Here is a 26,841-nt window from a genome sequence, read left to right as displayed (position 1 = left end):
CACCCGAGGTGTACCTTCCCCCAGCCGGAGAGCCCCCCTTCATGCGCTTCCTGAACGACCTCAAGCCCTCGTACGACCTGACGTACGACGACGTCTTCATGGTCCCCAGCCGTTCCTCCGTGGGCTCCCGGCAGGCCGTCGACCTCTCCTCGAACGACGGCACCGGCACCACCATCCCGCTGGTGGTCGCCAACATGACCGCCATCGCCGGCCGCCGGATGGCCGAGACCGTCGCCCGCCGCGGCGGCCTGGTCGCCATCCCCCAGGACATCCCCACCGAGGTCATCGCCGACGTCATCTCCTGGGTCAAGCAGCGCCACCTGGTGGTCGACACCGCGATCACCCTGTCCCCCGGCGCCACCGTCGCCGAGGCCCTCTCGCTGCTGCCCAAGCGCGCCCACGGCGCCCTCGTGGTGGTCGAGGACGGCAAGCCCGTCGGCGTCGTCACCGAGTCCGACTGCCAGGGCGTCGACCGCTTCACCGGCCTCGCCGACATCATGTCCCGCGACCTGCTGCTGCTGGACGAGGGCACCGACCCGCGCACCGCCTTCGACAAGCTCACCGAGGCCCACCGCAAGCTCGCCCCGGTCGTCGACGGCGAGGGCAAGCTGGTCGGCCTGCTCACCCGCAGGAACGCGCTGCGCGCCACCCTCTACACCCCGGCCGTGGACGCGAACGGCAAGCTGCGGATCGCCGCCACCGTCGGCATCAACGGCGACGTCGCGGGCAAGGCCAAGGCGCTGATCGACGCCGGCGCCGACGTGCTCGTCGTCGACACCGCGCACGGCCACCAGGAGAGCATGATCAGCGCCCTGCGCGCGGTGCGCGGCCTGGACCCGCGGATCCCGATCGTGGCCGGCAACGTGGTCTCCGCCGCCGGCGTGCGCGACCTGGTCGAGGCGGGCGCGGACATCCTCAAGGTCGGTGTCGGCCCCGGCGCCATGTGCACCACCCGGATGATGACCGGCGTCGGCCGCCCCCAGTTCTCCGCCGTCCTGGAGTGCGCCGCCGAGGCCCGCCGGCTCGGCAAGCACGTCTGGGCCGACGGCGGTGTGCGCCACCCGCGCGACGTCGCCATGGCGCTGGCCGCCGGCGCCTCCAACGTGATGATCGGCTCCTGGTTCGCGGGCACCTACGAGTCCCCGGGCGACCTCCAGACCGCCGCCGACGGCCGCCAGTACAAGGAGAGCTTCGGCATGGCCTCGGCCCGCGCCGTCAGCAACCGCACCGCCCAGGACTCCTCCTACGACCGGGCCCGCAAGGCGCTGTTCGAGGAGGGCATCTCGCACTCCCGGATGTTCCTCGACCCGGCCCGCCCGGGCGTGGAGGACCTGATCGACTCGATCGTGGCCGGTGTGCGCAGCTCCTGCACCTACGCGGGCGCCAACACCCTGGAGGAGTTCCACGAGAAGGCGATCGTGGGCATCCAGAGCGCGGCCGGCTACGCCGAGGGCAAGCCGCTGCACTCCAGCTGGGCCTGATCAGGCACAGCACGCGTCCGTACCGTCGGCCGTCCGGGCCCCCGTCGCGGGGGGCCGGGCGGCCGCGGCCGTCTCCGGGGCGCCGTTCCGGGGGTGCCCGGGGTGGCTCTGGTAGCTGTCGTGGCTCTGGTGACCTTGGTGACCTTGGTGACCTCGGTGGCCACCGTGGCTGTGGTGGGCGCCGTCGGGGCCGTTGTCGCAATGGACGCGGTGGTCGCAATGGACGCGGTGATCGCTGCGGCTCTCGTACGGCACCAGCGGGAGCAGCAGGGCGTGGCCGAGCAGCCCGACCGAGCCGTCCAGCGCCGCGTCGAAGGCCCGGGTGGCGGACGGGAGCGCGCGCAGCGCCCAGAGCGCCTGGACGGCGGACCAGGCCCCCTCCCGGGCGGCCTCGACCGACCAGGTGCCGAGCAGGTGGGCGAGCGGAGCGGTGTGGTTGAGGTGACCGGTGTGGTTGAGCGGGCCGGTGGCGGTGGGCGGACCGGTGTGGTTGAGCGGCCCGGCGTGGGTGAACAGGCCGGCGCACTCCGGCAGCTCGGGCCCGGGCAGCAGCTGCTCCCGGGCGACCGCCTCGACCTCGGCCAGCACCCCGTTGATCCGGTGGTAGTCCTGCTCGACCTCGGCCGGCGCGCAACCCCGGCGGCGGCAGAGGTCCACCACCGCCAGCGGCAGGTCGTGCTGGATGTGGGCGTTCATCCCGGCCAGCGCGAACTGCAGCGGGTGCACGCCCGGGTGGGCGCGCAGCGCGAACAGCGGCCGCCAGCAGGCGGGCGGCTCCCGCCCCGCCGCGTCGCTGTCCACGGCCAGCAGGTACCGCCCGGCGAACACCGCGTCAAGCTCGGCCATCGCCGGCGGATCGGCGAAGTACCCGTCCGCCAGCCGGTCGCGGACCGCCTCGGTGACGGTGAGGTAGAGCCGATTGAAGACCGCCACCCCGTCGGAGAGCGGCAGGGCCGCCGCGATCTCCCGCAGCCGGCCGACCACCTCCTCGACCGTCGCCGGCGTACGGGCCGTAACCGCAGGGGCAGTTGCTGTTCCGGGCATGTGCCACCCTCCGATGCCGATCGTGCACTGATCGCATCATCGTGGCAGTGTGGAGTGGCGCCCGGCGCTCGCGGCACGCGCCCGTCGGGCCGGTGTCACACGATCAGGCCGACCCCGCCGCGCCAGATGCGGCCCCGGCCGTGACTTTGCTCCGACTTTACCTATCTCCCACCTCCTGCCATGATCCCGATCGTGATCAACCGTCGTACCCTGATCGCCGCGTTCGCCGCGGCCCCGGCCCTCAGCACCCTCGGCGCTGCCGTCGGCGGCACCCCCGCGAGCGCCGCAGACAGCTATCCCTCCAACACGGCGCTCTACGCCGACCCGGCCCTGACCGAGGGCGTGGACTACGGCCGCCGCTACCGCCGGCACCTGATCGACGACCAGAGCCCGCAGGACCGTGCGGCCCTCGTCCGGACCACCGTCATCGCGCCGCACGGCGGCGGCATCGAGGGCGGCACCTCCGAACTGTGCCTGGCCGTGGCCGGTTACCACCCCGTCGGCCTCGCCCCGACCCCGGCCGCCGGGCCGGTGCACGACTTCTGGATGTTCGAGGGCCTGCGGGCCACCAACAACGGCGCGCTGCACGTCACCTCGACCCACTGCGACGACACCGTGGCGCGGGCGATGTGCTCCGGCAGCCTCAATGTGCTGTCGCTGCACGGCTGCACCACCGCCCAGGCCGGTCTGGAGGCGGGCGCCCAGGCCGTGCTGGTCGGCGGCCTGAACTCCGCCTTCCGCCAGTACCTGATGGAGGAGTTCGCCACGGCGGGCATCCGTGCCGTGACCGCCTCCGGGGAGGAGGAGATCGCCGGCATCGCCCCGGAGAACATCTGCAACCGCAGCATGCTCGGCATGGGCGCCCAGCTGGAGCTGACCACCGAGCTGCGGGCCGCGATGTTCGCCCCGGGCAAGAACAACCGGTTCGACCGTGCGGCCAACACGCTGCCGCTGTTCTGGAGCTTCACGGCGGCCGTCCGGGCCGCGATCCAGCGCCTGGAGGCGACCCAGCCCGTGCTGTGACACCCGGCTCATCCGCCGTGCCATGCCCGCCGGGCGAACGGGACGGGCGTCAGCCCAGCTCGTACGCCAGCACGTAGGTGTGGGTGCCGGACTCGTCGACGGTCAGCCGGAACTCGCCGGTGATCCCGACCAGTTCGCCCGACCCCGTGCCCGGCACCACGCGTATCGTCACCCCGGTGGTGTCCCAGGCCGCGTGCTGGAGCACGAACGAGCCCGCGCGCCCGTCCAGTTCGCCCGTCACGTGCTCCACCGCGACGTAGGAGGCCGGCCCGCCCGACACGTCGCCGACGGACAGCATCCGGACCTCGCCGTGCCCGCTCAACCCACCGGTGAAGGTCTTGGCGATCCTGACCCGGCCGAAGGCGGAGCCCGCCTCGTGCTGCTCCGTCTCCACCGGCTCGAACGCCGTCACCGCGAACGACCCGCTCGCCTCCGCCATGGCACGCTCCCCTCGTCGGTTCCCATCAGCGGTCGGGCCGAATGCCCATGCACCCGTGCCCGTGCACCCGTACACCCGTGCACCGGTACACCCGTGCACGCGGCCGCCCCGCACGATCGATACCTGGTCGACCGTGGGTGAAGCCTCGCACGCGCCACTGACAATCGCGCCCGCACTCCCGCCCCGGCCGCCTCAGTGGTCCCAGCGCAGCGCCAGCAGCGCCGCGTCGTCGGCCAGCCCCGGGTCGCCGACCCAGCCCCGGACGTCCGCCAGCACGGCGTCCAGCAGGTCCGCCGGGCTGCTGCCGTGCAGTCCGGGCAGCCGCTCCGCCAGCGGGTAGAACCGGCCGTCGGCGTCCCGGGCCTCGGACACCCCGTCGGTGTGGAGCAGCAGCAGGTCGCCCGGGCTGGGATCGAAGCGGCTCGCCGAGTAGTCCTGCCCGGTCAGCTCGCGCAGGCCCAGCGGCGGCGCCGTCACGGCCGGCGCCAGCTCGTCCACCGCGCCCGCGCGGCGCAGCAGCGGGGGCGGATGCCCGCAGTTCACCACCCGTACCGGCTCCCGGCCGGCCGGGACGTCCAGCAGCAGCGCGGTGGCGAACCGCCCGTCGCCCGGCCGGGCGGTGAGCGCCGCGTCGAGCCGCTCCGCCAGCCGCCCCGGGTCGGGCTCGGTGCGCGCCGCCTCCCGGAACACCCCCAGGACGTCCGCCGCCGTCTCCACGGCGGGGAGCCCGTGCCCCTGCACGTCCCCCAGCAGGATCCGCACCCCGAAGCGGGTCTCCACCACGGCGTACAGGTCCCCGCCGATCCGCGCCTCGGCGGTCGCCGCGACGTACCGCACCGCCAGCCGCAGCGGCCCGATCCGCTCGGCGGGCGGTCGCAGCAGGGCCCGCTGGGCCGCCTCGGCCACCGTCCGCACCTGGTACAGCTCCCGTTCCCGGGCCGCCACCAGCAGCACGCTGGCCGCGCTGGCCAGGGTCGCGGCCAGCACGGTGACCGGCACGCTGATCCGCACCGAGAGCGGCAGCACGGTGTTGGTCGACTCCAGTACGGCGACCGCCAGCAGTGCCGCCGCACCGACCAGCAGTGGTACCCGGGCCTTGCGGGTGGTGGCCCCGACGAGCACCGGGGCCACCGCGAGCAGCGGCGACAGGGTCGCCCCCGGGCCGAGCGCCAGGGCCGCCACCACGGCGGCGACCAGCAGCACGAGGGCGCCGTACAGCAGCAGCCGGGTCCGCCGTGGCAGGTGCAGCGGCGGAAGCCCGTCCGGGCCGTCGGCGCTCACGCGAATTCCTCCAGGAATCGAAAATGCTTCGGGCCCCGAGGGCCTTCGAACCACTTTCCCCGCCCGGCCCCGGGTCAGCACCTCGGCGCGGGCCCGACGGGGCCGCGCACTACCCTTGGCCGGGAGATGAGACGCAAGAGCCACCGCCCGACCTCCCCCCTCCCGCAGCGCCGCGGCGTGGACCCGGTGCACCTGCGGCTGCCGCCGGAGGGCGACTGGCCGACGGTCCGGGACCACCTGGTCGAGCGGCTGCCCGCGGTGGCCGCGGCGCGGATCGAGACGGCGCTGCGCGACGGCGAGATCGTCGGCGAGCAGGGCCCGATCGCCTACGACGAACCGTTTCGCCCCGGTGCGCACCTGTGGTTCCACCGGGACCACCCGGAGGAGGTGCCGGTCCCCTTCGAGCTGGTGGTGCTGCACCGCGACGAGCACCTGGTGGTCGTCGACAAGCCGCACTTCCTGGCCACCACCCCGCGCGGCCGGCACGTGGTGGAGACGGCGCTGTCCCGGCTGCGGCACGACCTCGACCTGCCCGCGCTCAGCCCCGCGCACCGGCTCGACCGGCTCACCGCGGGCCTGGCCATGTTCGTGGTCCGGGCCGAGGAGCGCGGCGCCTACCAGACGCTGTTCCGGGACCGCCAGGTGCGCAAGGAGTACCGGGCGGTCGCCCGGTACGACCCGGAGCTGAGCCTGCCGCGCACGGTGCGCAGCCACATCGTCAAGGAGCGCGGGGTGATCGCCGCCCGGGAGCTGGACGCGCCGCCGAACAGCGAGAGCCGGATCGACCTGCTGGAGCACCGCGACGGCCTCGCCCGCTACCGGCTGCGGCCGCTCAGCGGGCGCACCCACCAGCTGCGGCTGCACATGAGCGGCCTGGGACTGCCGATCCTCGGCGACCCGGTGTACCCGGTGGTGCTGCCCGAACCGGCCCCGGACGACTTCCGCCGGCCGCTGCAACTGCTCGCCTCGGCGATCGAGTTCACCGACCCGCTGACCGGCCGGGAGCGCCGCTTCGAAAGCCGCCGCACGCTCGCCGCCTGGACCGACCCGTCCGGCTGGCGGGCCGGAGCCTGACCGTGGCCTGACCCGGCTCCCGGCCGGGCCTGGCTCCCTCCAGGCCGGGTTCCCCTCCAGACCAGACCAGACCAGACCAGGCCCGGTCCTAGGTCCGGCCGGCGATCTAGGGCGAACGGAGGACCCGGTCCCGGTACCGGTGGCCGATCCGCCGACGGCGCCGCGGCGCGATCGTTGGGCCATGAACGCAGCAGCGCACACCCCCGCCCCCGTCGCCCTGGTCACCGGCGCCTCCCGCGGCCTCGGGCTGGCCCTCGCCCACGCCCTCGCCGCCGAGGGCTGGCGCCTGGTGATCACCGCCCGCGGCGCGGCCGAACTCGCCGACGCCGCGGCCGGCCTGGCCGCCGTCACCGAGGTCGTCGCCCTGCCGGGCTCCATCGTCGACGACGACCACCGGGCCCACCTGGCCGAGGCCGCCGAGCGCCTCGGCGGCGCGAGCCTCCTGGTCAACAACGCCGGTACGCTCAACGGCGCCGCCGCCCCCGGCAGCGAGCCGCTGCCCCGGCTGGCCGACTTCCCGCTGCCGGACCTGCTGGAGGTCTTCGAGGTCAACGCGCTCGCCCCGATCGCGCTCACCCAGCTCGTCCTGCCCCAACTGCGCGCCCACTCCGGCGCGGTGCTCAACATCAGCTCGGACGCCGCCGTGGTGCCCTACCTCGGCTGGGGCGGCTACGGCGCCAGCAAGGCCGCGCTCGACCTGGCCACCGCCGTACTCGCCCGGGAGGAGCTGGAGTTGCGCGTCTGGGCGGTCGACCCGGGCAGCATGAACACCCGGATGCTGCTGGAGGCCAGCCCCGGCGAGGACATCTCGGGCGAGCCGCTGCCGGAACAGGTCGCGCCCGTCCTGCTCGGCCTGCTGCGCGACCGCACCCCCTCCGGCCGCTACCGTGCCGAGGACCTGGCCGCGGTGCCGGCGACCGACCGGGGCGGGCGATGACGACCCTGGCCGAGTTGGGTCTCGACGTGACCGTCCCGCCCGAACTCTCCGCCCGCGCACCGGCGGAGGCGCGCGGCGGATCCCGGGACGGCGTGCGGATGCTGGTCGGCCGGCGGGCCACCGGCGCGGTGGAGCACCGCCGGTTCGCCGACCTGCCCGAGGTGCTGCGCCCGGGGGACCTCCTGGTGGTCAACAACTCGGCCACCCTCCCGGCCGCGCTGCCCGGACGGCTGCCGGACGGCACCCCGGTCGCGCTGCACCTGTCCTCCGCCCAGCCGGACCAACAGGGCTCCCACCTGGTCGAGTTGCGCCGGGTGGAGCCGGGCCGGGCGGCGTCCTACTACCCGCCGGGGGAGTCCCCGGCTCGCCCGGGCCTGCGTGTCGCGCTGCCGGCGGGTGGCGCGGCCGAGCTGGTGCAGTCCTTCACCGCCCGCCTCTGGTACGCCGAACTGGACCTGCCCGCACCCCTGTTGCGTTACCTGGAGCTGCACGGTCGGGCGATCCGGTACGGCTACGTGGACCGCGACTGGCCGATCGAGTCCTACCAGACGGTCTTCGCGACCGTCCCCGGCAGCAGCGAAATGCCCAGCGCCGCCCGTCCGTTCACGCCCGGTACGGTGGCGCGGCTGGCCGGTCGGGGGGTGCTGGTCGCGCCGGTCACCCTGCACACCGGGGTGGCCTCGCCGGAGGCCCATGAGGCCCCGTACGCCGAGCGCTTCCACGTCCCGGCGGCCACCGCCCGGTTGGTCGGCCACGTCCGCGCCGGGGGAGGGCGGGTGATCGCCGTCGGTACCACCGTCGTCCGCGCCCTGGAGTCGGCGGTCGCACCGGACGGCACCCTCCAGGAGGCGGACGGCTGGACGGAGTTGGTCATCACCCCGGAGCGCGGGGTCCGCGCGGTGGACGGCCTGCTCACCGGGTGGCACGAGCCGCGCGCCTCCCACCTGCTGATGCTCGCCGCCGTCGCGGGTCGCCCGCTGCTGGCGTCCTGCTATCGCGAGGCGGTTCAACGGCGGTATCTGTGGCACGAGTTCGGCGACGTCAATCTGCTGCTGCCGGACTGAGTCGCGGCTGGGCCCCGGAGCGCGCGCCGTTCAGGCCAGCAGGGTGCGCGCCACGAGCTCGGTGTCCAGGTACTCGCGGACGGCGGTGATCAGGCCGTTCTCCACGGTGAACACGCCCAGGCAGTGGTTCTCGTACGCGGCGCCGTCGGCGGCCGTCCCGACGGCCGTCCACTCGGCCACCGCCCGCGGGCCGTCGGCGAGGACGCCGGTCAGGGTGATGACGGGCAGGCCGTCGGGGGCGAACAGGGTGCCGACCCGGCCGAGGAAGTCGCCGAAGATCTCCTGCTTGCCGCGCCAGGTGCGGGAGAGCTCCAGGCTGCCCGGGTAGGTCCAGATGGCGTCCTCGGCGAACAGGGCGATGGCGGCGTCGAGTTCACCGGCGGCGAGCCGGGTGACGTACTCGGTGACGACGGTGCGGGCGTCGGTCTGCTGCATGGTGGGCTCCTGTGGTCCGTCCGGCCGGGGCTGTCCCGCCGTGGCACCAGCAAAGCCCGGGGGCCGTACGGGCGGCCAACAACCCCGGGTGCCGGCCGACAGCCGTCCGTTGTTCATGCAGGTGGGAAGTCCGGCGGCAGCTCCAGTTCGAACCAGACCACCTTGCCGTCCCCGGTCCGGCGGCTGCCCCAGCGGTGCGCCAGCTCGTTGACCAGGTGGATGCCGCGCCCGCCCTCGTCCTCGGTGCGGGCCTGGCGCATCCGGGGCGTCCCGCTCTCCCGGTCGGCCACCTCCACGGTGAGCACCCGGTCGCAGAACAGCCGCAGCTGGGTGGGCGATCCGGCGTGCACCAGGGCGTTGGTGATCAACTCGCTGGTCAACAGTTCGGCCCAGTCGGTGAGTTCGGCCAGGCCCCAGGCGGTGAGCGTCTCGCGGGTGAAGCGGCGCGAGTGGGCGACCATCGCGTGGTCGCCGGTGAGCGGCAGGGCGGCGATCCGGTCGGCGCCCGCCGGGCGGACCTGCGCCATGATGACGGCGATGTCGTCCTCGGAGGTGGGCCCGGTGAGCCGGGTCAGGACGGCGTCGCAGGTCTGCTCCAGCGAGCGGCGCCGGTCGGCGACGGTACGGCGGAGCAGGTCCAGGCCCTCGTCCAGGTCGTGGCCGCGGCGCTCGACCAGCCCGTCGGTGTAGAGGGTCAGGATGGCCTGCTCGGGGAGGGTGAACTCGACGCTCTCGAACGGGACTCCGCCCACGCCGAGCGGCGCGCCGGCCGGTAGTTCGACCAGGCGGGCGTTGCCCTCGGCGTCGGCGACCACGGGTGGCAGATGGCCGGCGCCGGCGGCGGTGCAGCTGCGGTCCGCCGGGTCGTAGACCACGCAGACGCAGGTGGCGAACTGGTCCTCACCGAGGGCCGCGGTGGCCTCGTCCAGCCGGTGCAGGACCCGGGTCGGGCTCAGCTCCAGGGTGATCAACGTTCTCGCCACCGTACGCAGTTGGCCCATGGTGGCGGCGGCCCGGATGCCGTGGCCCATCACGTCGCCGACGATCAGCGCGACCCGCCCGGAGGACAGCGGCACCACGTCGAACCAGTCGCCGCCGACCTCGCTGACCACGCTGCTGGGCAGGTAGCGGTAGGCGAGCTCCAGACCGAGCGTGCGGTGGATCTCCTGGGGCAGCAGGCTGCGTTGGAGGGTCAGCGCGGTGTCCCGCTCCCGCCGGTAGAGCCGGCCGTTGTCGATCGCCAGCGCGGTGCGCGCGGCCAGCTCCTCGGCCAGCGAACGGTCCGCCGGGCCGAACGGCACCGGATTGTGGGTGCGGATGAACTCCGCGCCGCCGAGTACGAGCCCGCGGGCCACCAGCGGCACCATCAGGTACGAGTGGATCCCGGCGGCCAGCCCCGGCTCCACCCGGTCCGGGGCCGCGACGATCCGCCGCAACTCCCGCTCGGTCACCTCGGACACCAGGATCGAACGCCGGGTGCGCAGGCTCTGGGCGTACACCTCGGCCGACTGCGAGGTCTCGCCGACCTGGTCCGCGGCCGCCGTCATGCTGCCGTCGGGCGCCGTCTCCCCGACCGCCACCGCCCGCATCAGCACCGGTCCGACCTGCGGCACCGGCTCCGGCTCCTCACCACCGAGCACCGCGTCGCGCAGGTCCACGGTGACGAAGTCGGCGAAGCGCGGCAGCACCACGTCCACCAACTCCCGTGCGGTGCGGTGCAGATCGAGCGTGGTGCCGATCCGGTTGCTGGCCTCGTTCAGCAGACCCAGCCGCTGCTGGGCGGCCCAGGCCTCGTCCAGCGCCCGTTGCCGGGCGGCGGCCGCGTCGCGCTCCCGGGTGAACAGCAGGGCGTTGTCGATCGACACCGCCGCCCGCACCGCCAACTCCCCGGCCAGCGTGAGGTCGTCGTCCTCGTACGGGCGCTCGACCAGGGTCCGGTAGAAGCCCGCGACACCGACCGGATTGCCGCGCGCGATCAGCGGCACGACCATGAACGAGCGCACGTTCTGCTCCCGCACCGCGGCGGTGCGCACCGGATCGTCGGCGAACCAGGCCATCCCCTCCTCGTCCATCCGCGGCACCAGCACCGGCCGCCGGTGCGCCAGGCTCCACGCGTACGGCGAACCGGGCAGGAAGCGGTGCACCCCGCCCAGCCTGGCGATCGGCGTCAGCGTCGAGCCGCGCACCGAGTGGAACGCCATCCGCCGCAGCAGCGCCGAACCGTCCTCCGGCGCGCGGACCTCCCGCTCGCCGCGCACCAGCTCCTCCAGCACCTCCACCACCACCGTGTCGGCCAGCCGGGGCGTCGCCACCTCGGCCAACTCATGGGCGGTGCGGTCGAGATCGAGCGTGGTGCCGATCCGCGCCGACGCCGCGTTGACCAGCGCCAGCCGCTCCTGCGCGGCCTTCGCCTCGCGCAGCGCCTGCTGCCGGGCCAGCACGGTCTGGTGCTGGCGCAGGTACAGCCGGGCGTTGTCGATCGCGACGGCCGCCCGCGAGGCCAGCTCGTCACCCAGGGTGATGTCGGCCTCCGCGAAGGACTCGCGGTCGCCACGCCGCGAGTACACCACCATCCCGAGCGTGGTGCCGCGCGCCACCAGCGGCGTGATCCGCACCGAGCGCGGCCGGTCGCCCAGGAACGCCTGGCGGCGGCTCTCACTCAGGCCGTCGGCCAGCGGCGACAGCTCCCAGGACGGCACCACCACCGTCCGCCCGGTGATCAGCGCCCGGGCGTACGGGGAGTCCGGCGGCAGCTCGTACACCGCATCCATCGGCAGCGCCTCGGCCGGGTAGAGCGGATCGGCGGAGGTCAGCGCCAGCCGGCGGACCGACTGCGGGGCGTCCGGGACGGGCGGCTCGACGTTGCGCCCGGCGATCAGCGCCTCCAGCGCGAACACCCCGCTCAGGTCCGCGACCCGGGGCACCATCGCATCGGCCAGTTCCCGGGCGGTCTGCCGGAGGTCCAGTGTGGTGCCGATCGAGGCGGTCGCGTCGACCAGCAGCGACAGCCGCTCCTGCGCCCGGGCCGCCCTCGCGTCCGCGCGGTAGCGCTCCGTGACGTCGATGATGGTGGCGCTCACCCCGAGCACCCGCCCGCCCCGGTCCGCCAGCCGGAAGTACGAGGCCGACCAGGCGTGGTCCCGCTGCGGATTCCCCGGCGTACGGCCGTGCGAACGGAAGTCCACCACCGGCCGGCCGCTCGCCAGCACCTGCCGCATCACCGCCTCGGCCTCGGCGCCGTTGATCCCCGGCAGCACCTCGGTGAGCCGGCGGCCCAGGTGCTCCCCGACCGGCAGCCCGTTGGCCAGGGCCAGCGCCTCGTTCAGCCGGACGTACCGCAACTCCGCGTCGAACACGGCCATGCCGACCGGGGACTGGGTGAAGAAACCGTCCAGCACGGCCAGGTCCGACTGGATCCGGCGCAAGGTCGTCACCTCGGACGCCACCGCCAGCACCAGCGGCACCCCGCCGGGCCCGCGGACCGGATGGGTGCGGAACTCCAGGTTCACCAGATGCCCGTCCCGGTGCCGCACCGGGAACACCCCGGACCACTCCCGGCCCGCCAGGATCTCCCGGAACAGCTCCAGCACCTCGGGCCGCTGCTCGTCGGAGGTCAGCAGCCGGGCCGCCTTCGCTCCCACCGCCTCGTCCGCCCGGTAGCCGAGCAGTGCCTCCGCGTCGCCGCTCCAGTGCAGGATCCGCCCGTCGGCCTCGATCAGCGCCGTGGCGATCGGAACCAGCAGCAGGGCGTCCTGCTGAGGCTCCCCCCGGCGCTGCGCGTCGTCGTCCACCATGGCCAGAGAACCGCCCGGAGCTCGTTCCCACCAGCCCTGCCATCCTCGCACGCAGCCCCCGCGCCCCGCCCCTCGTGCCCCCCCGCACACCGCGCCCCTCGAACCCCGCCCGGCCCCACGCCTCCCAAGCAGCCCCCCCGCCACTCCGCCGGCCCATCCACCGCCCGGCCCCCGCACGGAAAGCCGGCGGGCCCGAGCCCGACCTCCTACGTCCGCCCGCCCGCGCGGCGCGTGGCGTTTGCCCCCGGTGGGGAACCCCTGCTGCACAGGAGCTCGGCGGGCCCGACTTCCTGTGCTCCCCCCTGCAAGTCCCGCTGCGCACGGGAAGTCGGCGGGCCCGACTTCCTACGTCCGCCGGGGGCAGAGGCCGAGCCCCTACGCCCTCTCGCCCTTCCGGAGGAGCCGCTCCGCGCGCAGGAAGTCGGCCGACCAGCCTTCCTGTGCTCGCCCCCTGCGGGACGTTCCGCTGCGCACGGGAAGTGGGCGGGTCCGACTTCCTGCGTCTGTCGGGGGCAGACGGCGAGCCCCTACGCCCTTTCGCCCTTCCGGGGGAGCCGCTCCGCGCGCAGGTAGTCGGCCGACCCGACTCGGCGGCCCCGGCTGATCTCCTGCACTTCTTTGGGTCTTGAGTTGGCTTCGCTGCGCACGAAAAGTCGACAGGGCCGACTTCCTACGCCTGCTCGGCGGCAATGCCGCCGGGCGCAGGGGGCCACTCTGTTCGGTCTCCTGCGCCAACGAAGGAACAGGGCAGGCCCGAGTTCCCGGGTCGGGCTAAGCGGGCGAGTGCGGTGTCGCCGGGGCGGGCGTTCGAGGTTGGGCCGGGCGGTTCGCTGTGCGCAGGAAGTCGGCGGGCCCGACTTCCTGCGCTTGCCCCCAGCGGGAACTCCCGCTGCGCACGAAAAGTCGGCCTGGCCGACTTCCTGTGTTCGGTGGGGCAAGGTGCGAGCGGATGCTGCCGGGGCCGGCCGGTGGGCTTTGGAGGAGCTGTGGGGTGCATCGGAAGTCGGCCGGTTCGACTTCCTGTGTTCAGCCTTTTGGCTTCCGTGCCCTGCGGGCTTGGGAGCTTCGCTGCCCACGGGGAGTCGGCGGGGGCCGGTGCGGGTCAGTGGGCGGCGGTGGCGGGTTCGCGGGTGGGGGGTGTGGGCTGTGGGGGCGGGGTGGCGCGGCGGGCGGCGAGGGCCAGGCCGGCGCCGATGAGGCAGAGGACGGCGGCGACCAGGACGGCGCGGTCGGTGCCGGTGGCCAGGGCGTCGGCCGCGGCCCTGGGACCGGGGGCGGTGGGGTGGGCGGAGCCGGCGACGGCGACCGTCACGGCCACGCCGAGGGCCGAGCCGATGTAGCGGGAGGTGTTGTTGGCGCCCGAGCCCATGGCGGCGCGGTGGGCGGGGACGCTGCTGACCGCGAGCCGGGCGAGGGCCGCGTTGAGGACGCCGCTGCCGAGGCCGGCCACCGCCAGGCCGGGCGCCAGCCGGAGCCAGGAGGAGCCGGGCGTCAGCCCGTATAGTCCGGCCTCGCCGAGGCCGCAGATCAGCAGGCCGAGGGCGACCTGGGTGGTGGCCGACAGGTGGGCGGCCAGTCGTCGGGCCTGGAGTGCGGCGACCACGGACAGGCCGGACCACAGAGCGAGCACACCGCCCGCCGCCAGGCCGGAGAGGCCGAGCACGCCCTGGAGCAGGGTGGGCAGGTAGCTCATGAACCCGACCAGCGAGAGCCCGGTGAACAGGGCGCCGCCCGTCGCGGCGATGAAGCCGGGGCTGCGGAACAGCGCCAGGTCGAGCATCGGCTCGCGGACCGTCGCCTCGACCACCACGAAGGCGACGAGCAGCGCCACGCCACCCGCGAGCAGCGTCACCACCGTGGGCCGCCCCCAGCCGCTGCGGCCCTCGGCGAGTCCGGCGATGAGCAGGGTGGTGCCGGCGGCGAGGGTGAGCACGCCGTACGGGTCGAGCGGGCGGGGCCGCTCGGCCCGGGATTCGGTGAGGCAGGCGGCGGCGCCGGCGGCCACGGCGGCCGAGACCACGGCGAGTCCGCCGCCGACCGCGCGCCAGCCGGCCCACTGCTGGACGAGCGCGCCGTAGACCGGTCCGACCGCGATGCCGAGGCCGACGGCCGCGCCCCAGATCCCGAGCGCCCGGATCCGGCCGGGCCCGGTCGGGTGGGCGTGGCTGATCAGGCCGAGCGCGGGCGCCAGGATCGCGGCGGAGGCGATGCCGAGCAGGACCCGGGCGGCCAGGTAGACGGCGCCGCCGGGGGCGAGGGCGGCCAGGGCCTCGGCGGCGGCGAACAGCAGCACGCCGATGGTGAAGACCCGCTTGCGGCCGTGGTCGTCGGCGGCGCTGCCGGCGGTGAGCAGGAGGGCCGAGATGCCGACCAGGGTGCCGGTGAGGATCCAGGTGCGGCCCGAGGCGCCGAGGTGGGCGGCCTGGGCGGTGGCGGCGAGCGAGGCGGTGGGGGCGGTGTAGGCGACGGTGACCAGGGCGGTCGCGGCCGCGGTGACCGCGAGCGTGGCGCCGGGCCGTACGGGTGTGGCTGAGCCGGGTGGTGCGGGGGACATGGGTGTTCCCTCCGGAGGGCGAACATTGAGTCTGGTGAATGAACCTTCGTCTCGGGCAAGACGCTACCACCACAAGTCTGTTCATTGAACCAACCTCGACAGTGGACTACGCTGGCCCGCATGGCGCTGGGAACCGACTACGAACTGCAGGACTGCGCACTGGCCCGCGCCCTGGAGGTGATCGGCGAGCGCTGGAGCCTGCTGATCCTCCGCGACGCGTTCTACGGCGTGCAGCGCTTCAACGACTTCCTCGCCCACCTCGGCATCCCGCGCGCCGTCCTCACCGCGCGCCTCAACGCCCTGGTCGCGGCCGGGGTGCTGCGCAAGGAGCCGTACCAGCAGGCGCCGTTGCGCCACGGCTACCTGCTCACCGATGTCGGCCTCGAACTCTGGGGACCGCTCTACCAGTTGAGCCGCTGGGGCGGCCGGCACGCCACCCCGGGCGGCCCGCACCACCTGTTCGCGCACGTCGTCTGCGGCACCGATCTGGACCAGATCGGCGCCTGCCCGACCTGCGGCGGCGGGCCCGTCCCCCCGACCGAGGTCGCCATGCGCCCCAACCCGGCCCGTACCGGCGGTCACCGCGAGGACCCGGTCTCCCGGGCCCTGGTCCGCCCGCACCTGCTGCTCGAACCGATCGCCTCGGCCGCGGTGGCCTGACGGGGTGCCGACGAGGCCGCCGGCAGCTTGCCGACGGCCTCGGGGGGTGGCGGATCCGGGGGAACCGGGTGTCGGTCAGGAGTGGAACCGGACCTCCGGGTCGGCGGCGGTCGGGCCGTCCAGCAGCGGCTGGTCGAGGCCCTTCAGCTGGAGGTCGAAGAACGCCGCGACGTACTGGCGGGTGAGTTCGACGGCGCGCTTGCCCGTCATGGTGGTGTCCGGGCCCTGGGGGAGGCCGAGCCCCTCGAGGAAGAGCGGGAAGTCGGTGAAGCTGCCGTGGTCGGTGCCGTCGAACGTCAGCCACCGCTTCCAGCCGTCGAGCCGCGGCCAGCTGTCGGTCCAGCTGCCGTCCTCGGCGCCGTCGGGCAGCGGGTGGCCGATCATCAGGTACGGCTTGCCGCCGATGCCGGACTCGGGCACCTCGTAGTCCATGGTGCCGTCCAGGTCGGCCCCCGCCCGGATCCGATCGTCGGTCAGCAGCGCCGGGACGCTGGCCGCGCCGCCGGCGGAGTGCCCGGCCATGCCGATCCGGTCGCGGTCGATCATGCGGGCGTAGCGCCAGGCCGGGTGGGGGCGGTCGGTCAGCTGGTCGATGACGAAGGAGACGTCCTTCGCCCGGCTCTCGTCCAGGCCCTTCCAGGCCTCGGGAGTGGTGAGCTTGCCGCACTCCACGCAGGGGAGCGTCTGCCCGTCCGGGAAGGTGGTGCCGGTGTTCTCGTAGGTGTGGTCGACCAGCGCGACCACGTACCCGCGGCTGCCCAGGTCCTCGGCGAGGCTGGTGAGGGAGGTGCGCGGCATGGTGAAGCCGGGGGAGAGGACCACCAGCGGGTAGTGGCCGCCCTGGGGGCGGGCGTCGGTCCTGGACCACGTCCGGGTGTCGGTCACCGACTCCGTCGGGATGGTGTTGCCCGAGAGCTTGCCGTCCAGCAGCATCCGGGCGGCCGCGGCCGTCATGTACGGGGCCGGGCTGCCGGTGCCGGCGTGCGCGGGGTAGTACATCGTGACCATCAGCTGGCGCGGCCCGGCGGAGGGGACCCATGGGTCCGGCCGGTGCTGGTCGACCAGGTGCAGCACCTCCTGCCCGACGGCGTACGGCCCGGTCGGGCGCGGGAGTTCGAGGTGGAGGGCGCTCGGCGCGGTGCCGCTGGCCGGGCCGCCCGTGGCCGCGGCCGTGGCGGCGGCCGGGGTGGCGGGCGCGGCCAGGGCCGGTGCGGCGGCGGCGACGGACAGGGGCAGGGCGAGCAGCAGCGCCGCTGCGGCGGTGGTGCTGGTGCGAAGTCGGCTCGAGTGTCGGCTCATGTGGGCGACGGTAGGCCGCGGACACGGGAGTTGACGTCGGCTCGGCGGTGTACTGATCCCTTCCGGGAGGGACCGGCTTCGCCCCCTAGGGGGTCGGCCTGGGCGGGCGGATTCAGTCGATCGCCTCCAGGATCGTCGCGTTGGCCAGCCCGCCCGCCTCGCACATGGTCTGCAGCGCGAACCGCCCGCCGCTGCGGCGCAGTTCGTGCACCAGCGTGGTCATCAGCCGGGTGCCGCTGGCGCCCAGCGGGTGGCCGAGGGCGATGGCGCCGCCGTTGACGTTGAGCCTGGCCGGATCGGCGCCGGTCTCCTGCAGCCAGGCCAGGACGACGCTCGCGAAGGCCTCGTTCACCTCGAACAGGTCGATGTCGGCGAGCGACAGGCCTGCGCGGCGCAGCACCCTCTCGGTGGCGGGGAGCACCCCGGTGAGCATCAGCAGCGGGTCCGAGCCGGTGACCGCGAAGGAATGCAGCCGGGCCAGCGGGCGCAGGCCGAGCCGGGCCGCGGTCTCGCCGCTGGTGATCAGGACGGCGGAGGCGCCGTCGTTGATCGGGCTGCTGTTGCCGGCCGTCACCGACCAGGAGATCTGCGGGAAGCGCTCGGCGTAGGACGGGTCGGCGAAGGCGGGGCGCAGGCCCGCCAGCACCTTGGGGGTGGTGCCCGGGCGTACCGACTCGTCCATGGTCACCGGCCCCGCGGGCGTCGGCACCGGGACCAGTTCGTCGGTGAACCGGCCGTCCGCGTGGGCCCGGGCGGCCTTGGCGTGCGAATCGGCCGCGAACTCGTCCATCGCCTCCCGCGTGAGCGACCACTTGGCGGCGATCAGCTCGGCGCTGACACCCTGCGGGACCAGCCCGCCCGGGTAGCGGGCCGCGACCGAGGCCCCGAACGGGTCGGCCCCCGGCGGCACGTTCGACCACATCGGCACCCGGCTCATCGACTCGATCCCGCAGGCCACCACCATGTCGTACGCCCCGGCGATGACCCCCTGGGCCGCGAAGTGCACGGCCTGCTGGGAGGAGCCGCACTGCCGGTCGACGGTGGTGGCCGGAACGGACTCCGGGAAGCCGGCCGCCAGCCAGGCGTAGCGGGTGGTGTTCATCGCCTGCTCCGCGACCTGGTCCACGCAGCCGCCGATCACGTCGTCGACCAGGGCCGGGTCGACGCCGCTGCGCCCGATCAGGGCCTGGAGGGTGTGGGCGAGCAGCTCGACCGGGTGGACCGCCGAGAGGTAGCCTCCCGGCTTGCCCTTCCCGACGGGCGTGCGGACGGCTTCGACGATCACGGCATCGCGCATGGTTGGCCGCCTCTCCTCGATGAGTGGATTGGAAAACCAAACGTACTGGAGGAGGGCGAGTTTGGGAATCCAACTCTCTAGGGGTTCGCCGGGAGGTTCCGGGACCGGACCTCCTCCAGGAACTCCGCAGCCGCACGGGCGTTGGGCACCGGGAAGGTGAGCGGCAGTCCGACCGAACACGTCCGGATCTCCAGCTCGCCGAGCCCGGAGGCCCGCGCCGAGAGCACCTCCGCCCACCGGTAGACCTCCGCCGTGCCCAGCGGGTGCGGCGGCCGGTGCACCAGTCCGCCGGCTGTCACCGTCAGCCGCCCCCGGGCGAACCGGACGCTCCCCTCGGTGCGCAGCGACTCGTGCAGCGCGCTCCGGAGGCCGGGGGAGAGGCGCTCGTCCACCTCCCGAACCAGCTCCGCCAGTCCGTGCAACTGGGCCAGCAGCACCGGCTCGTCCGCACCGGTGGCCCATATTCGACCCCGCTCGGGCTCCCCGCGCCGCCCGCCGGGGGAGTACTCGGCGGCCTCGATCCGCTCCCACGGCAGCAGCCGCTCGTCGCCGTCGGCCCCGACCAGTGCCAGTCCGCCCCCATGGACCCGGACGGAGCGCAGCCCGGGGGCGGGCCGCAGCAACCCGTACCCGCTCACGGCCGCCACCGCCACGGCCGCCACCACGGGCGCGGGCCACCACTCCTGGAGCGTCAGGCAGACCACCAGTGCGAGGACCGCCGCAACGGCGTCCAGCCACGTCCGCGCCCGCCACGGGACGGACCGGAAGGCCCGGTGCACCCGCACCACCGGCCCGAGCGGACCGGCCTGCCCGCGCCGCGTCTGGCCACCCTCCACGAGCGACCGCGCCCACGACGGCGACCACACCATCGCCACTTCGGCCTCCTTGTACTCGCCGGTCTCCCCAACCGGAACTGCCACTGTCGGATCACCAGGATCGACCGTCCACGACCCTCCGGAACAGTGCCAATCGACACCCTTTGGCCCGAAACAACCGAACTGTGTCCGGAGCCCCGGGGGTGCCGTTCGGCAGGGGGCGGCCAGGGCGCCAGGAGGTCGGGACGTCAGGGCGCCGGGACGTCAGGGCGGCCAGGGCACCGGGACGTCAGGGCGTCAGCGACAGGCAGCAGCCCGCGGAGTCGTCACCCGGGCAGGAGGAGGCCCAGCGTGCCCGCTCCGACAGCGCCCGCCCCGACAGCGCCCCGCCCGAACGCGCCGCGCCCCGTCAGCGCCCCGCCCGAACGCGCCGCGCCCCGTCAGCGCCCCGCCGCGCCGAACCCGACCTGCAGCCGCCGCAGCAGCGCCGTGCCCGCAGGGTCCACCGACCGCCGGGTGTTGGCCAGCACCACCACCCCCACCTGCTGCTCCGGGTCGAAGGCGACGAAGGAACTGAACCCGCCCGTCCCCCCGTTGTGCCACAGCTGCAGGTGTCTGCCCTGCTGGGCGTGCAGCCGGTGGCCGAGCCAGCCGAGGTGCGTCCAGGCGAACGGGTTGACCCGGTGCCGGGTCTCCCGGGTGAGCAGGATCGCGGGCGTCAGCGGCGCGTCCGGCTCGCGGTCGGCGGCCAACTGCGCCCGCAGGAAGGTCGCGAGGTCGGCGGCGGTGGAGCGCAGCCCGCCCATGCCCGGGAGCGCCGCGAAGTCCCAGGACGGCACCGGAGCCCCGCCCGCGGTGTGGCCGCGCGCCAGCCGCTCGGACTGCTCGGCGTCCGGCTGCAGGCAGGTGTCCGCCAGCCCCAGCGGGGCGCAGACCTCGCGCGCCACCAGCTCCCCGTACCCGGTGCCGGCCCGGTGGGCGAGGGCCAGCCCGAGCAGCCCGGCGCCGAGGTTGGAGTAGCGGAAGTTGCGCCCGGGGGCGGAGCGCAGCCGCGTGCGGGCGAGCCCGGAGAGTATGCGCCCGGCGGTGCAGTGGGCGTACGGGTCGGACCTGTTGGGCCGGAGCAGGGCCCGCAGCACCATGCCCCGGGGGAGCCGGGGGAGCCCCGAGGTGTGGGTGGCGAGGTGTCGCAGCGTGATCGCCTCCCCGCCCCGGGCGGGGACGGTCACCGGCCCGGGGAGCACCTCCGCGAGCACCTCCGCGAGCGGCTCGTCGAGGCGCACCGTCTCGTCGAGCACCAGCCGCGCGAGCACCAGCGAGGTGAACACCTTGCTGACGGACCCGATGTCGAACAGCGTGTGCGCCCCGGGCACCCCGCCGCCCGGGCTCGTCCGCCCGACGCCGTGGATCTCCACGGCGCCCCCGGCCAGCCCGGCGACCACCGCGCCGACGTGCCGGTCCGAGAGCCGGTCGGCGGTCTGTTCCACGAGGCGGGCGAGTTCGTTCATGGTCGTGAGCCTAGGCGGCCGCGACCTGCGAAGTCCTCCGCCCGGAAGATGAGTTCGACCGCCCTGGATGCTCCCCGGGGCGTATGCCCCGATTCGCCCGGCTGCGCCCCGCGTTGTACGGCTGCCGAGGCCCAAGAGCGATGCCCCTTCGCCCTCCCCGCCCCCTATCCTTCGCCCTCCCCGCCCCCCTACCCTTCGCCCTCCCCGCGTACCCCGCCCCCTACCCCTCGCCCTCCCCGAGCGCCGCCCGAAGCCGCGCCGCGACCTCCGCCGCCCCCGCCTCGTCCGGGTACTTCCCCCGCGGCCAGAAGAACCCGCGCAGCCCGTCCTTCGGATTGCGCGGCACCACGTGGACGTGCAGGTGCGGCACCGACTGGCTGATCCGGTTGTTCGCCGCCACGAAGCTGCCCGCCGCGCCCATCCCCCGCTCGACCGCCGCCGCCACCCGCTGCACCCGCAGGAAGAACGGCCCGACCTCCTCGGTCGGCAGGTCCGCCAGGGTCCGGTGGTGGGCGCGCGGCACGACCAGCACGTGGCCGGGGAACAGCGGCCGGCGGTCCAGGAAGGCCACCGCCGTCCCGTCGTCGAGCACCCGGTGCGCGGGTTCCTCGCCCGCCACCACCGCACAGAACACGCAGTCCATCCGTCCATTCAAACCACCGGCGGCGCCCCCGGCACCCCCGCAAACCCGGCTCGGCCCGGCGTCACCCGTCCGGCGGCCGACCGGGTGCGCCCGCCCCCGCACCGGGCGCACGGTGCAGCGAGGGGGCAGGGGGACGGACCGACGCGGCGCACCCGTGCCGCACGAGGAGGTGGCCCGGATGTCGGGCAAGTTCGAGGTCTACCAGGACGCCGGCGGCAAGTACCGGTTCCGGCTCAAGGCGGGCAACGGCGAGATCGTCGCCACCGGCCAGGGCTACGCCAGCAAGGACGCCGCCCACAAGGGCGTGGAGGCCGTCCAGCGGGCGGCCGACGGCGCCCCGGTGGTCGACGTCCCGAAGGCCGCCTGACCCGGGCCGGGACGCGCCGACGCCCCGCCCCCGGGCCCATCAGGGCCCGTCGGCGGGGCGCACCGATCGCCGCAGCAGCCGCCCGGACGGGTCGCGCGCCCACGCACAGCCGGGCCGCACGCCTGCTCGCAGCCGGACCACATGCCCACACGCAGCCGGGCCGCATGCCTGCTCGCAGCCGGGCCGTACGCCCACGTGCAGCTCGCAGCTACCCGCAGCCGCCCGCCTACTCGTACCGGTACAGCAGCGCCTCCCGCTCCGTCTGCTCGATCATCTCGACGGTCAGCGAGTCGTCCCGCAGGTGCGACAGCGTGACCTCCGCCGAGGTCGGCTGGGCGTCCTTGGCCAGCCAGTTCTCCGGCTTCCAGGCCGATCCGCGCAGGAGCGACTTCGGGCAGTGCGCGTACACCTCCTCGACGGCGACCACGATCGCGCTGCGCGGCGGCTTGCCGACGGCGGTCAGCTGCCGCAGCAGCTCCGGGTCGGTGGAGACGCAGGCCCGCCCGTTGACGCGCAGCGTGGTGTCCCGGCCGGGGACGACGAAGAGCAGCCCGACCCGTCCGTTCTCCAGGACGTTGTGCAGGGTGTCCAGTCGCTTGTTGCCGGTGGCGTCCGGAATGGCCAGGGTGTACTCGTCCAGCACCGAGACCAGCCCGGCCGGCCCGCCGCGCGGGGAGACGTCGCAGCGGCCGTCGGCGTCGGAGCTGGCGACGAACACCAGCGAGGCGCAGGCGATCAGCCGCTGGGCGACCTCGTGCAGTCGGTCGACCTGCTTGCGGCGCGCGTGGTCGCCGGGCTGCTCGTAGACCTCGCGCAGCTGGGCCGCGTCGGTGAGGGCCGTCGCGGCGAGGGCGGCGAACAAGCTGTTCGGGGCGTCCGGAGCGGGGGTTGACGGTGCGGTGGCTTCCGGTATGAGGGTCATGCCGGGAATCTAGCGGAGGCCTCGCTCCGCACCACCGGCCCCGGCCACCTCCACTCTCCGTGAAAGAGTCGCCACACCCGTCGCCACCAGCGGTTTTCCGCTCATAATGGGGCCAAGGACTCCAGCCAGCCGGAGGTGGTGGTGGCCGTGATCGTCAGAATCTGGGCCGGGCAGGTCACGGCCGATCGCATCGAGGAGTTCTGCGCGCACCTGCTCAGCCAGGTGTTGCCGCAGCTGGGGCGGACGGACGGCTGCCTCGGTGGTGAGCTGCTGCGCTCGGTGACCGAGGGCGGGCACCGGGTCCTCGTGGTGAGCCGCTGGCGCGACGAGGAGGCCCTGCGCGGGTACGCCGGGCCGATGTGGCGGATCCGGCCGGTCTGGTCGGAGGGCGAGCTGCACTACCTCGCGCACCCCCCGGAGGTCACCCACTTCACGTCGATCGCCGCACCCGCCACGCTCTGAGCCCGGCCGCACGCTCTGAGCCCGGGCGCATGCTCTGAGCCCGGCCGAGAGCCCTCGGGCCTTTGGGTCGGCGGCCGTCAGATCGCCAACCGCACCGAGTGGATCTCGTCCGCCGGGTGCCCGGTCCGGTCGTGGACCCGCTGCACCGCTTCCCTGGACGGCGCTTCGGACAGGCAGTACACCGTGCCCGAATCCGGGTCCGCCCAGGCCTGCTCGAAGTGCACGCCCTCCTCGCCCTCGACCGCCAAGTCGGCCGCGTGGGCCGCCTTGAGCTGCTCCGCCGTGATCCCGACCATCCCGTGATGGACGTCCATGAACTTCATCGTCGTCGCCTCCGAGCCGTACGCATCAGAACCGTTCGGATCCGCTCGGAACCGTTCGGATCCGCGCCGTACGGATCCGAACCGTACGGGCTCCCGGTCCCGCGGACCTTTCGGCCCTACCACCAGCCTCACCCTCCGCGCACGGCAGCGCCACCGCCACCGCCACCGCCACTGCCGTCACCGCCGGTGCGACCGCCGCCACCACCCCGTCGCGCATTCCCCGCAAGGCCGTGAAACAGGCCACACCGGAACACTCTCCCTGGGCTTGCGTCCCGCGTGGCACAATGACGTCAACAGCAGTGACGTTCAGCGCACTCCGGGGTCGGTGAAAATCCGAACCGGCGGTTACAGTCCGCGACCCGTCCGCAGCCAGCGGCCGGTTGACCAGGTGAAATTCCTGGACCGACGGTTAAAGTCCGGATGGGAGGCGTGCGCGGGCGGACGAAGAGCAGTATCCGTGGTCCATCACGTACCGGACCGGACCACGGTCAGGTGAACGGCGGGAGAGGTGTCTCCCGGGTCGGGTGAGCGATCTCCCGGCGGCTTCGGCATCCCGGCGACGGGTCGTGTCGACAGCGCTGCGCACCGTTGCCCGTCCGTGTCATCTCCCCATGTCGCCCCGGAGTCCGCGCCCCAAGCGCGAGGAGACCCGGGTGTTCACCGGCATCATCGAAGAGCTCGGCGAGGTCGTGTCGATCGAGGAGATCGGCGACTCCTCGCGAATCCGCCTGCGAGGCCCGGTGGTTCGGGACGGCGCACGCCACGGGGACTCCATCGCGGTCAACGGCGTCTGTCTGACGGTCGTCGACAGTGCCGAGCAACTGGCCGACGAGCCGGGCGAGTTCAGTGCCGACGTGATGGCGGAGACGCTGCACCGGTCCAGCCTGGGCGAGTTGGAGCCCGGCTCCCCGGTCAACCTGGAGCGCGCGATGGCGCTCGGCGCTCGGCTCGGCGGCCACCTGGTCCAGGGCCATGTCGACGCCACCGGAACGCTGTTGAGCCGCGAGCCCGGCGAGCGTGACGCGGACGGCAACCTGCGCTGGGAGGTGCTGCGCTTCTCGCTGCCCGAGTCCATCTCCCGCTACCTGGTGGAGAAGGGCTCGATCACGGTCGACGGGGTCAGCCTCACCGTGGTGGAGGCCGCCCGCGACAGCTTCACCGTCAGCCTCATCCCGGCCACCCTCGCGCTGACCACGCTCGGCTCGAAGGCCATCGGCGGCAGCGTCAACCTGGAGGTGGACGTCCTCGCCAAGTACGTGGAGCGGCTGCTCGAATCGCGCACTCTGCCCAACCTGCCCAACCCGCCGATCGACCTGCTCGACGCGACAACCAAGCTGCCGAACCCGGCTGCCGGGCCGTCCGCCCCGGCCGCCGACCACACCACGGGGGAGAACAAGTGAGCTGGCTCAGTGGAGAGGCGTTCAGCGTCCTCGGTGAACACGTGAAGTGGGCCGACATGATCGGCAACCTGCTCGGCTTCGGCGGTCTGGCGCTCGGCTGGCGCCGCTCGGTGTGGAGCTGGCCGGTCCAACTCCTGTCCGGCGCCGTGCTGATCGCCGCCTACCTCGGGGGTCACGTCCCCGGCCTGATCGGCAAGCAGCTGATCGTCATCGTCACCGCCGCCTGGGGCTGGGCGCAGTGGCGGCGCGGCCGCCGCGACACCGGCACGATCTCGGTGCGGTTCGCGAGCTGGCCCGAGCGGGCCGCCCTGGTGGCCGGCACGGCCGTCGGCACCGTGGCCCTGGCGCTGCTGTTCACCGCCTACCCCAGCCTGTCCTGGAGCCCGTGGTCGGACGCCTACATCTTCGTCGGCACGCTCGCCGCGATGGTCGCCCAGGCGCGCGGCTGGCTGGAGTTCTGGTTCGCCTGGATCGCGGTCGACGTGGTCGGCGTCCCGCTCGCCTTCAACAGCGGCTACACCTTCTCCGGCCTCACCTACTCCGTCTACTTCGTCCTGGTGCTGCTCGGCCTGCGTTCCTGGTGGCTGAGCACCCGTGAGCCGCGAGTCACGTCCTCCAACGTCCCGCAGGGAGCCACGGCATGACCGAGAACCAGAACCCCGGCAACGGCGCCGCGCACGGCACCGCCCACGGCAACTCCCGCGGCGCCGACGACGAGTTCGTGCTCGACCCCGTCGAGCGGGCGATCGCCGACATCGCGGTCGGCCGCGCGGTGATCGTGGTCGACGACGAGGACCGCGAGAACGAGGGCGACCTCGTCTTCGCCGCCTCCGCCGCGACGCCCGAGCTGATGGCCTTCACCATCCGCTACAGCTCCGGTGTGATCTGCGTCCCGATGACCGGCGAGGAGCTGGACCGCCTCAAGCTCCCGCCGATGACCCAGGTCAACGAGGACCGCAAGGGCACCGCGTACACCGTCTCGGTGGACGCCCGCGAGGGCGTGGACACCGGCATCTCCGCCGCCGACCGCGCCCGGACGGTACGGCTGCTCTCCTCCCCCGGCACCGAGCCGGGCGACCTCACCCGCCCCGGGCACGTCTTCCCGCTGCGCGCCGTCGAGGGCGGGGTGCTGGTCCGCCCCGGGCACACCGAGGCCGCCGTCGACCTGGCCCGGCTCGCCGGGCTGGCGCCGGCCGGCGCGATCGCCGAGGTGGTCAACGACGACGGGACGATGGCCCGGCTGCCCGAGCTGATGGCCTTCGCCCGCGAGCACGGCCTGGCGATCATCTCCATCGAGGACCTCATCGCCTACCGCCGCCGCACCGAGCTGCACGTGGACCGGGCCGCCGTCACCGCCCTGCCCACCGTGCACGGCGAGTTCACCGCGGTCGGCTACCAGGGCATGATCGACGGCGTCGAGCACATCGCGCTGGTGGCCGGCGGCCTCGGCGCGGACGGACGGCTGCCGGACGGCGAGGACGTGCTGGTGCGGGTCCACTCCGAGTGCCTGACCGGCGACGTCCTCGGTTCGCTGCGCTGCGACTGCGGCCCGCAGTTGGAGGCCTCGCTGCAGCGGGTCGCCGAGTCCGGCCGCGGCGTGGTGCTCTACCTGCGCGGCCACGAGGGCCGGGGGATCGGCCTGGCCCACAAGCTGCGCGCGTACGAGCTGCAGGAGCAGGGCCGGGACACCGTCGACGCCAACCTGGATCTCGGCCTGCCCGCCGACGCCCGCGACTACAGCATCGCGGCGCAGATGCTGGTGGACCTCGGCGTCCGCTCGCTCACCCTGCTGACCAACAACCCGCAGAAGCTGAACGCGCTCACCGACCACGGGCTCAAGGTCAAGGGGCGCGAGGCGGTCGAGATCGCGCCCGGCGAGCACAACCTGCGCTACCTGCGCACCAAGCGCGACCGGATGGGACACGACCTGCCCGGCCTCGGCTCCTGACGCGACGCAGGCACCCGAATCCGTAGCGAGTGCGACGCAAGCACCCGAACCCCCGTACCGAGCAAGGACAG

24 protein-coding genes and 1 riboswitch are annotated in these 26,841 nt (G+C 74.2%); of the genes, 11 read left to right on the top strand and 13 right to left on the bottom strand.

Features of this window, described 5'->3' with window-relative positions; all coding sequences use genetic code 11:
• Positions 1-41: 41 nt before the first annotated feature.
• Positions 42-1,481, top strand: coding sequence for a GuaB1 family IMP dehydrogenase-related protein (locus ACZ47G_RS06985; protein WP_465740419.1), 1,440 nt, complete (start codon positions 42-44; stop codon positions 1,479-1,481).
• Here the strand turns inward: ACZ47G_RS06985 and ACZ47G_RS06980 are convergent, their stop codons facing one another.
• A complete protein-coding gene (locus tag ACZ47G_RS06980) occupies positions 1,482-2,525 on the bottom strand; it encodes a DUF5995 family protein (protein ID WP_465740418.1) in 1,044 nt (347 codons plus the stop codon). It lies immediately after the preceding gene.
• Between the two features lie 180 nt (positions 2,526-2,705).
• Between ACZ47G_RS06980 and ACZ47G_RS06975 the strand changes: the two genes are divergently transcribed.
• A complete protein-coding gene (locus ACZ47G_RS06975) occupies positions 2,706-3,548 on the top strand; it encodes a poly-gamma-glutamate hydrolase family protein (RefSeq protein WP_465740417.1) in 843 nt (280 codons plus the stop codon).
• Positions 3,549-3,597: 49 nt separating this feature from the next.
• Here the strand turns inward: ACZ47G_RS06975 and ACZ47G_RS06970 are convergent, their stop codons facing one another.
• Together ACZ47G_RS06970 and ACZ47G_RS06965 are read right to left on the bottom strand one after the other, a co-directional pair.
• Positions 3,598-3,987: a DUF3224 domain-containing protein gene (locus ACZ47G_RS06970; RefSeq protein ID WP_465740416.1), complete on the bottom strand. Its 390-nt coding sequence runs from the start codon at positions 3,985-3,987 to the stop codon at positions 3,598-3,600.
• A gap of 192 nt (positions 3,988-4,179) precedes the next feature.
• Positions 4,180-5,268 carry a PP2C family protein-serine/threonine phosphatase gene (locus tag ACZ47G_RS06965; protein WP_465740415.1) on the bottom strand — a complete coding sequence of 363 codons (1,089 nt, stop codon included), beginning with the start codon at positions 5,266-5,268 and terminating at the stop codon, positions 4,180-4,182.
• Positions 5,269-5,394: 126 nt separating this feature from the next.
• Between ACZ47G_RS06965 and ACZ47G_RS06960 the strand changes: the two genes are divergently transcribed.
• From ACZ47G_RS06960 to ACZ47G_RS06950, 3 genes are all read left to right on the top strand, one after another.
• Complete coding sequence (locus ACZ47G_RS06960) at positions 5,395-6,342, top strand: pseudouridine synthase (protein WP_465740414.1); 948 nt, start codon at positions 5,395-5,397, stop codon at positions 6,340-6,342.
• 181 nt (positions 6,343-6,523) lie between these two features.
• Positions 6,524-7,279 carry an SDR family oxidoreductase gene (locus ACZ47G_RS06955; protein ID WP_465740413.1) on the top strand — a complete coding sequence of 252 codons (756 nt, stop codon included), beginning with the start codon at positions 6,524-6,526 and terminating at the stop codon, positions 7,277-7,279.
• Complete coding sequence (locus ACZ47G_RS06950; RefSeq protein ID WP_465740412.1) at positions 7,276-8,343, top strand: S-adenosylmethionine:tRNA ribosyltransferase-isomerase; 1,068 nt, start codon at positions 7,276-7,278, stop codon at positions 8,341-8,343. The genes ACZ47G_RS06955 and ACZ47G_RS06950 overlap by 4 nt, the downstream gene beginning before the upstream one ends.
• 30 nt (positions 8,344-8,373) lie before the next feature.
• Here the strand turns inward: ACZ47G_RS06950 and ACZ47G_RS06945 are convergent, their stop codons facing one another.
• The 3 genes from ACZ47G_RS06945 to ACZ47G_RS06935 all read right to left on the bottom strand — a co-directional run bounded on the left by ACZ47G_RS06945 (position 8,374) and on the right by ACZ47G_RS06935 (position 15,126).
• The gene (locus ACZ47G_RS06945; protein WP_465740411.1) at positions 8,374-8,778 is read right to left on the bottom strand and encodes a nuclear transport factor 2 family protein; all 405 of its coding nucleotides are present in this window, start codon (positions 8,776-8,778) and stop codon (positions 8,374-8,376) included.
• Between the two features lie 113 nt (positions 8,779-8,891).
• Entirely contained in the window at positions 8,892-12,572 is a 3,681-nt protein-coding gene (locus ACZ47G_RS06940) for a SpoIIE family protein phosphatase (RefSeq protein ID WP_465740410.1), read from the bottom strand.
• A 1,102-nt stretch (positions 12,573-13,674) separates the two neighbouring features.
• Positions 13,675-15,126 carry an MFS transporter gene (locus ACZ47G_RS06935; protein ID WP_465740409.1) on the bottom strand — a complete coding sequence of 484 codons (1,452 nt, stop codon included), beginning with the start codon at positions 15,124-15,126 and terminating at the stop codon, positions 13,675-13,677.
• 120 nt (positions 15,127-15,246) lie between these two features.
• On the opposite strand from ACZ47G_RS06935, the gene ACZ47G_RS06930 reads away from it, so the two are divergent.
• A complete protein-coding gene (locus ACZ47G_RS06930) occupies positions 15,247-15,786 on the top strand; it encodes a winged helix-turn-helix transcriptional regulator (RefSeq protein ID WP_465740408.1) in 540 nt (179 codons plus the stop codon).
• 75 nt (positions 15,787-15,861) lie between these two features.
• Here the strand turns inward: ACZ47G_RS06930 and ACZ47G_RS06925 are convergent, their stop codons facing one another.
• From ACZ47G_RS06925 to ACZ47G_RS06905, 5 genes are all read right to left on the bottom strand, one after another.
• The gene (locus ACZ47G_RS06925) at positions 15,862-17,085 is read right to left on the bottom strand and encodes an alpha/beta hydrolase family protein (RefSeq protein WP_465740407.1); all 1,224 of its coding nucleotides are present in this window, start codon (positions 17,083-17,085) and stop codon (positions 15,862-15,864) included.
• A gap of 112 nt (positions 17,086-17,197) precedes the next feature.
• A complete protein-coding gene (locus ACZ47G_RS06920; RefSeq protein WP_465740406.1) occupies positions 17,198-18,382 on the bottom strand; it encodes a thiolase family protein in 1,185 nt (394 codons plus the stop codon).
• Between the two features lie 77 nt (positions 18,383-18,459).
• Complete coding sequence (locus ACZ47G_RS06915) at positions 18,460-19,302, bottom strand: hypothetical protein (protein ID WP_465740405.1); 843 nt, start codon at positions 19,300-19,302, stop codon at positions 18,460-18,462.
• Between the two features lie 335 nt (positions 19,303-19,637).
• Entirely contained in the window at positions 19,638-20,705 is a 1,068-nt protein-coding gene (locus ACZ47G_RS06910) for a serine hydrolase domain-containing protein (protein ID WP_465740404.1), read from the bottom strand.
• A 220-nt stretch (positions 20,706-20,925) separates the two neighbouring features.
• The gene (locus ACZ47G_RS06905; RefSeq protein WP_465740403.1) at positions 20,926-21,348 is read right to left on the bottom strand and encodes an HIT family protein; all 423 of its coding nucleotides are present in this window, start codon (positions 21,346-21,348) and stop codon (positions 20,926-20,928) included.
• Positions 21,349-21,526: 178 nt separating this feature from the next.
• Here ACZ47G_RS06905 and ACZ47G_RS06900 point away from each other — a divergent pair, with 178 nt between their 5' ends.
• Positions 21,527-21,715, top strand: coding sequence for a YegP family protein (locus ACZ47G_RS06900; protein ID WP_380666389.1), 189 nt, complete (start codon positions 21,527-21,529; stop codon positions 21,713-21,715).
• A 226-nt stretch (positions 21,716-21,941) separates the two neighbouring features.
• Here ACZ47G_RS06900 and ACZ47G_RS06895 read toward each other — a convergent pair whose 3' ends face one another.
• Positions 21,942-22,637: an MSMEG_1061 family FMN-dependent PPOX-type flavoprotein gene (locus ACZ47G_RS06895; protein ID WP_465740402.1), complete on the bottom strand. Its 696-nt coding sequence runs from the start codon at positions 22,635-22,637 to the stop codon at positions 21,942-21,944.
• A gap of 147 nt (positions 22,638-22,784) precedes the next feature.
• Between ACZ47G_RS06895 and ACZ47G_RS06890 the strand changes: the two genes are divergently transcribed.
• A complete protein-coding gene (locus ACZ47G_RS06890; protein ID WP_465740401.1) occupies positions 22,785-23,099 on the top strand; it encodes an antibiotic biosynthesis monooxygenase family protein in 315 nt (104 codons plus the stop codon).
• A gap of 77 nt (positions 23,100-23,176) precedes the next feature.
• On the opposite strand, the gene ACZ47G_RS06885 is transcribed toward ACZ47G_RS06890, so the two are convergent.
• The gene (locus ACZ47G_RS06885; RefSeq protein ID WP_465740400.1) at positions 23,177-23,422 is read right to left on the bottom strand and encodes an SCO4226 family nickel-binding protein; all 246 of its coding nucleotides are present in this window, start codon (positions 23,420-23,422) and stop codon (positions 23,177-23,179) included.
• A 308-nt stretch (positions 23,423-23,730) separates the two neighbouring features.
• A riboswitch (FMN riboswitch) is annotated at positions 23,731-23,858 on the top strand.
• 217 nt (positions 23,859-24,075) lie between these two features.
• Here ACZ47G_RS06885 and ACZ47G_RS06880 point away from each other — a divergent pair.
• From ACZ47G_RS06880 to ACZ47G_RS06870, 3 genes are read left to right on the top strand one after another with little or no spacing between them, the layout of a single operon-like run.
• Positions 24,076-24,822 carry a riboflavin synthase gene (locus tag ACZ47G_RS06880; protein ID WP_465740563.1) on the top strand — a complete coding sequence of 249 codons (747 nt, stop codon included), beginning with the start codon at positions 24,076-24,078 and terminating at the stop codon, positions 24,820-24,822.
• Complete coding sequence (locus tag ACZ47G_RS06875) at positions 24,819-25,466, top strand: nicotinamide mononucleotide transporter family protein (RefSeq protein ID WP_380457558.1); 648 nt, start codon at positions 24,819-24,821, stop codon at positions 25,464-25,466. The genes ACZ47G_RS06880 and ACZ47G_RS06875 overlap by 4 nt, the downstream gene beginning before the upstream one ends.
• Positions 25,463-26,770 (top strand): bifunctional 3,4-dihydroxy-2-butanone-4-phosphate synthase/GTP cyclohydrolase II, encoded by a 1,308-nt coding sequence (locus ACZ47G_RS06870; protein WP_465740399.1) that lies wholly within the window; start codon positions 25,463-25,465, stop codon positions 26,768-26,770. Before ACZ47G_RS06875 ends, ACZ47G_RS06870 begins: the two co-directional genes overlap by 4 nt.
• Positions 26,771-26,841: the final 71 nt, after the last annotated feature.

This window comes from Kitasatospora sp. NPDC030952 (assembly GCF_055571335.1).
The sequence above is the reverse complement of the archived record's forward strand: the minus strand, read 5'-3'. Positions and strand labels throughout refer to the sequence as shown.